This is a genomic window from Actinoalloteichus spitiensis RMV-1378 (assembly GCF_000239155.1).
Taxonomy (GTDB): domain Bacteria; phylum Actinomycetota; class Actinomycetes; order Mycobacteriales; family Pseudonocardiaceae; genus Actinoalloteichus_B; species Actinoalloteichus_B spitiensis.
This window is the reverse complement of the sequence record NZ_AGVX02000273.1, coordinates 1-4682: the sequence shown is the minus strand read 5'-3', so window position 1 is coordinate 4682 and position 4682 is coordinate 1. Positions and strand designations below refer to the sequence as shown.

4 protein-coding genes are annotated in these 4682 nt (G+C 73.9%); 3 read left to right on the top strand and 1 reads right to left on the bottom strand.

Features of this window, described 5'->3' with window-relative positions; all coding sequences use genetic code 11:
* A partial coding sequence (locus ACTIDRAF_RS28680; RefSeq protein ID WP_016699179.1) for an FAD-binding protein occupies window positions 1–742 on the top strand: 742 nt, incomplete at its 5' end.
* Window positions 743–1378: 636 nt separating this feature from the next.
* Here the strand turns inward: ACTIDRAF_RS28680 and ACTIDRAF_RS0213030 are convergent.
* Window positions 1379–2506 carry a PrpF domain-containing protein gene (locus ACTIDRAF_RS0213030; protein WP_039787141.1) on the bottom strand — a complete coding sequence of 376 codons (1128 nt, stop codon included), beginning with the start codon at window positions 2504–2506 and terminating at the stop codon, window positions 1379–1381.
* Between the two features lie 162 nt (window positions 2507–2668).
* Here ACTIDRAF_RS0213030 and ACTIDRAF_RS0213025 point away from each other — a divergent pair, with 162 nt between their 5' ends.
* Both ACTIDRAF_RS0213025 and ACTIDRAF_RS0213020 read left to right on the top strand, forming a co-directional pair.
* Complete coding sequence (locus ACTIDRAF_RS0213025; protein ID WP_052168817.1) at window positions 2669–3757, top strand: isocitrate/isopropylmalate dehydrogenase family protein; 1089 nt, start codon at window positions 2669–2671, stop codon at window positions 3755–3757.
* 103 nt (window positions 3758–3860) lie between these two features.
* Window positions 3861–4640 (top strand): GntR family transcriptional regulator, encoded by a 780-nt coding sequence (locus ACTIDRAF_RS0213020; protein ID WP_245533529.1) that lies wholly within the window; start codon window positions 3861–3863, stop codon window positions 4638–4640.
* Window positions 4641–4682 lie beyond the last annotated feature (42 nt).

Sequence of the window (4682 nt, the reverse complement as noted above, 5' to 3'; positions counted from 1 at the left end):
GGGCGCCGCGCCGCACGGCGACTGGGGCTCCTGCCACAGCGTGCAGTGGGACGCGGGTGCCTCGCCGAACGGCGGGAACCGGGAGCTGACCAACCAGTTGACCCGGCAGAGCTACCCGGTGGGCATCGTGGTCAACCGGGACGGGCGGCGCTTCATCGACGAGGGCGCGGACTACCGCAACTTCACCTACGCCAAGTACGGGCGCGAGGTGCTCGCCCAACCGGAGGGCGTCGCCTACCAGCTCTTCGACGCCAAGACCCGGCCGATCCTGCGAACGCTGGAGTACGACAGCGTGCCCATCACGAGCGCGGTGGCGGACAGCCTGGAGGAACTGGCCGACAAGCTCGGAGTCGACCGCGACGGCCTGCTGGCCACCGTGCGGGAGTTCAACGAGTCGATCGTCGACGTGGAGTTCACCCCCGCCGTCAAGGACGGCCGCGCCGCCCGGGTGGACCCGCCCAAGTCGAACTGGGCGCAGGCCTTGGACACCGCGCCGTTCTACGGCTACCCGGTCGCCTGCGGGATCACCTTCACCTTCGGTGGGGTGCACGTGCACCACGAGACGGCCCAGGTGTTGACGACCGCCGGTGAGGGCATCGACGGCCTCTACGCCGCCGGGGAACTCGTGGGTGGGCTGTTCTCCGGCAACTACCCGGGCGGCTCCGGTCTCACGGCGGGCGCGGTCTTCGGCCGCCTGGCCGGGTACGCCGCGGCCGAGGAGAGCGCCCAGCTCCGCGCCTGAGAACGGCCCCGTCCCGGCCGGTCGGACCAGCGCCACCGGCCGGGACGCGGCGCGGCGGTGGGGCCGGGGCCGGGAGGCCGGCACGCCAGGAGCGGCATCTCGACCGCCGGCGCCGCTCCGACCTCCCGCCAGCCGCTGCCGAGCCGTCGCCTCCCCTGCGTCCTCCCGGGGGCGGACTGGGTGTCTCGTACTGATCAGGGCGGTTGGTGAGGTGGTGGTCGGTCGGCGGGAGTGCCGGCGGCCGGGCGTGTGATCAGCTGTCGGGCGGGGTTCGCTGGAGCGGGGGGGCGGGGGCGCGGACGAACACCGGAGGTGTGATCAGGGCGCCTTGCCGAGAAGCCGGTCGTGCGCCCGGTGCTGGTGGGGGCGGTGTCGCTGGGGTGGTGGTCGGCGGCGGGGGTCTACCGCTGGCCGGGTGGATCCGGCGACGGTTCCCGGGGGTCGTCGGGGCCGCGTCGACGCGGCCGGGGGTGCCCGACCAGGGCCACCACGCGACCGACCGGGGAGCCCCTGAGCGCTCATCCGCCAGGACCCACTCACGCCCGTGCTCCCCGGGTGGACGCGCCGTGTCGGCCGCCCCCTCGCGCGGCCGGACCGCGGCCCAGCACCGCGAGCCGGGAGTGCGGGGCCAGGGGGTCAGCCGAGGGGTGCGAGCGTGGGGACGTCCAGGGTCGCCGTGGCGAGCCGGCGGGCGTTGCGCAGCACGAACACGGTGTCCAGCTCGCCGTCCCGGGTGGTGGTCCACAGCGGGAGGACACCGGAGGGCGTGCTCAGGCGCAGCGGGTCGCGGTCCCGCGCGTTCTCCGGGACGACGGTGCCCGGTGTCGCCGCCGCCGCGGCGACCGCCACGCTGACCGTCACCGCCAGCGCCGGGTGGGTCCGCCCCATCGACAACATCCGCGCGGAGACGTCCGCCTCGTCGGCGCGGACCGCCTCCCCGGACGTCGTGCGCTGGTCCGAGCTCGGGGCCAGCCAGGCCAGTTTGGGGATGGCCCTGGACACCTCGGCGGCGCGGGTCCGGTCGGGGGCGATGCCCATCAGTTCGGAGGCGTGGGCCCTGGCCTGGTCCAGCACCCGGAGCAGGTCGGGGTCCTGGTCCACCTGGGCGGGGAGTTCGGTGCCGTCCAGGCCGAGGTCCGGCCCCCACAGCAGGGCCGAGGGGTTGCCGGCGTCGACGAGTGTCGCCCGGACCTGGCCGCGCTCGGTGTCGAGGTGGTCGACCGCGCGTCCGGTGGGCAGCAACCGGCCCGTGACCGCGCCCTGCGGTCGGACGAAGCCCATCCGGATCCCGGGGCCGGGGAAGGGCACACCGTCGATCAGCACCTCGCCCTCGTTGGTGGGGCGGCCACCGGGGGTCGGCACGTCCTGGGCGATCAGCTTGCCGGTGTTGGTGTTGAGCACCATGACCCGGGTGAGGTCGCCGGTGGGGCTGACCCACCCCTCCTGGACGGCGTAGAGGCCGACGACGGTGGCGCAGTTCCCGCAGTTGTTGCTCCAGTCCACCTTCGCTTCGGTGATGCCTATCTGGGCGAACGTGTATTCAACGTGCACTCCGTCGCGCTCGGAAGGAGCGAGCAGGGCCGCCTTGCTCGTCGTGGAGGTGGCGCCGCCGACACCGTCGACCTGGCGCAGGTCGGGGCTGCCGTAGGCGCGGAGGAGCAGCCCGTCCCGGTCTTCGGTCAGACCGTCGAGTTCCCGCAGGTCGAAGGTCCAGCACTTGCTGGTGCCCCCGCGCATGAGCACCGCTGGTACCGCAATCGACATGCTGCCTCCCGCTGTCTCGCAGGTTGGTCGGATTCGTGGCCAGGTGGCTCCGCCGGTCGGGGTGGCTCGTGCCCCGGGGGACCGTTCGGGGGTCGCGCGCCGGTTCCAGGTCCGGTCGTCGCGACGCTGGCCCTCGTTGGCCGAGTATTGCATACTCATTGAATGCAAAGCAGGGACGAGGTTGCGCGGACGCTGACGATCGGCGTGATCGAGGGCGACGGGATCGGGCCCGAGCTGGTGGCTTCCGCCGTCGAGGTCCTCGACGCCGCCGTGGCCGGAGCCGGCCACCGGTTGGAGCTGGTGCGCGAGGACGGCGGCGCGGGCACCTACCGGCGCACCGGGGAGGCGTTGGCCCCCGGGGTCCTCGACCGGGCGAGGGGGTACGACGGGTTGCTCAAGGGACCCGTGGGCCTGCCCGAGGTGCGGCGCCCCGACGGCACGGAGGCCGGGCTGCTGGGCGGCCTGCTGCGCGGTGGCCTGGACACCTACGCCAACGTGCGGCCCCTGCGCCTGCTGCCGGGCGTCGCCACGCCGACCAGGTACGCGCCCGGGGACATCGACTACGTCATCGTCCGGGAGAACACCGAGGGCCTCTACCTGTCCCGTGGCGTCGGGGTGCGCAACGACCGCGCCGCCGTCGACCAGCTGATGATGACCCGCCACGGCGTCGAACGCGTGGTCCGCCACGCCTTCGAGCTGGCCAGGACGCGCCAGGGTGCGCCGGCCGACGGTGTGAGCCGCGTGACCTGCGTCGACAAGAGCAACGTGCTGCGCAGCTTCGCGTTCTTCCGCGAGATCTTCGAGGAGGTCGCCGCCGACTACCCGGACGTCGACCACGACTTCCGGTACGCGGACGCCGCCGCTCACGACCTGGTGGCGACCCCCGGGCACTTCGACGTGCTGGTCATGGAGAACTTCCTCGGCGACATCCTCAGCGACCTGGGGGCGGCCACCGTCGGGGGTCTGGGGATGTGCCCCTCGGCCAACGTCGGGGCGGAGGCCGCCTACTTCGAACCGATCCACGGCAGCGCGCCCGCCCTGGCCGGCCGGGACCTCGCCAACCCGGTGTCCCAGATCCTGGCCGGCGCGCTGCTGCTCGACCACGCGGGCCTGCCGGCGGCCGGGAGCGCGGTGCGGGCCGCCGTGCACGGCGCCTTCGCCGAGGGGGCGGTACGGCTGACCGACGGGCGACCGGAGGGCGGCACCCGCGCGGTGACCGCCGCCGTGGTCGAGCGGTTGGTGTCCGGATGACCGCCCCAGCACGCGCCGGCCGGGGGGCGACCGCCGAAAAGGGCAGGTCTCGCTCTGGCCACCACCATGGGACTTCGCCCCGTCCGGGAAGTAACGTTCTGTTGTGGCCTCAGAAAGTAACCGCAGCCGTCCGCCCTCCCAGCGTGGCTCCGGTAGCCCCGGCTCCCCGGCCTCGGCGGTGACGGGCCCGGTCCACGACTCGCCGGTGGCCGCCCTGCCGCGCTACCTCGATGGCAAGCCGACCTGGGGGCGGACGACCGACGCGGTGTCCGACGCGCTGCGGGAGGCGATCCTCGACGGTGCCCTGCCTCCGTCCACCTGGCTGCGGGAGGACGAGATCGCTGCCGCGCTCCAGGTGAGCAGGACGCCGGTGCGGGAGGCGCTGCGCAGGCTGTCCGACGAGGGCCTGACGGTGAAGACGGCCCACCAGGGCACCGTCGTGGCGCCGATGTCCCTGGAGGACATCCTGGCGCTCTACGTGATCCGGGAGAACCTGGAGGGGCTCGCCGCGCGGTTGGCCGCGCTGAGGCCCACGCCGGAGTTGATCGGCAGGCTGGACGCGGTCCAAGCGGAGATGGCCAAGGCCGCCAAGCGCCCCAACGTCGAGCGGCTGGCCAAGCAGAACATCGAGTTCCACCGGCTCATCAGGGAGGCGGCGGGCAACCACTACCTGGACCGCTTCCTGGCCCAGGCCGAGCAGGCGGTGCGCCGCCTCCCGCCGACGACCTTCGCCCGGCCGGGACGTCCGGCCTCCGCCATCGAGGAGCACGACGCGATCGTGCGGGCCATCCAGCAGGGTGACCCGGACGCCGCCGAGGCCGCTGCCAAGCAGCACATGCGCAGCGCCAGGGAGATCCGGCTGGCCGTCCTGCTCAACACCTGAGCTCCCCGGGGCTCCGCTGCGCGGGCGGAGCGGACCCGCGCC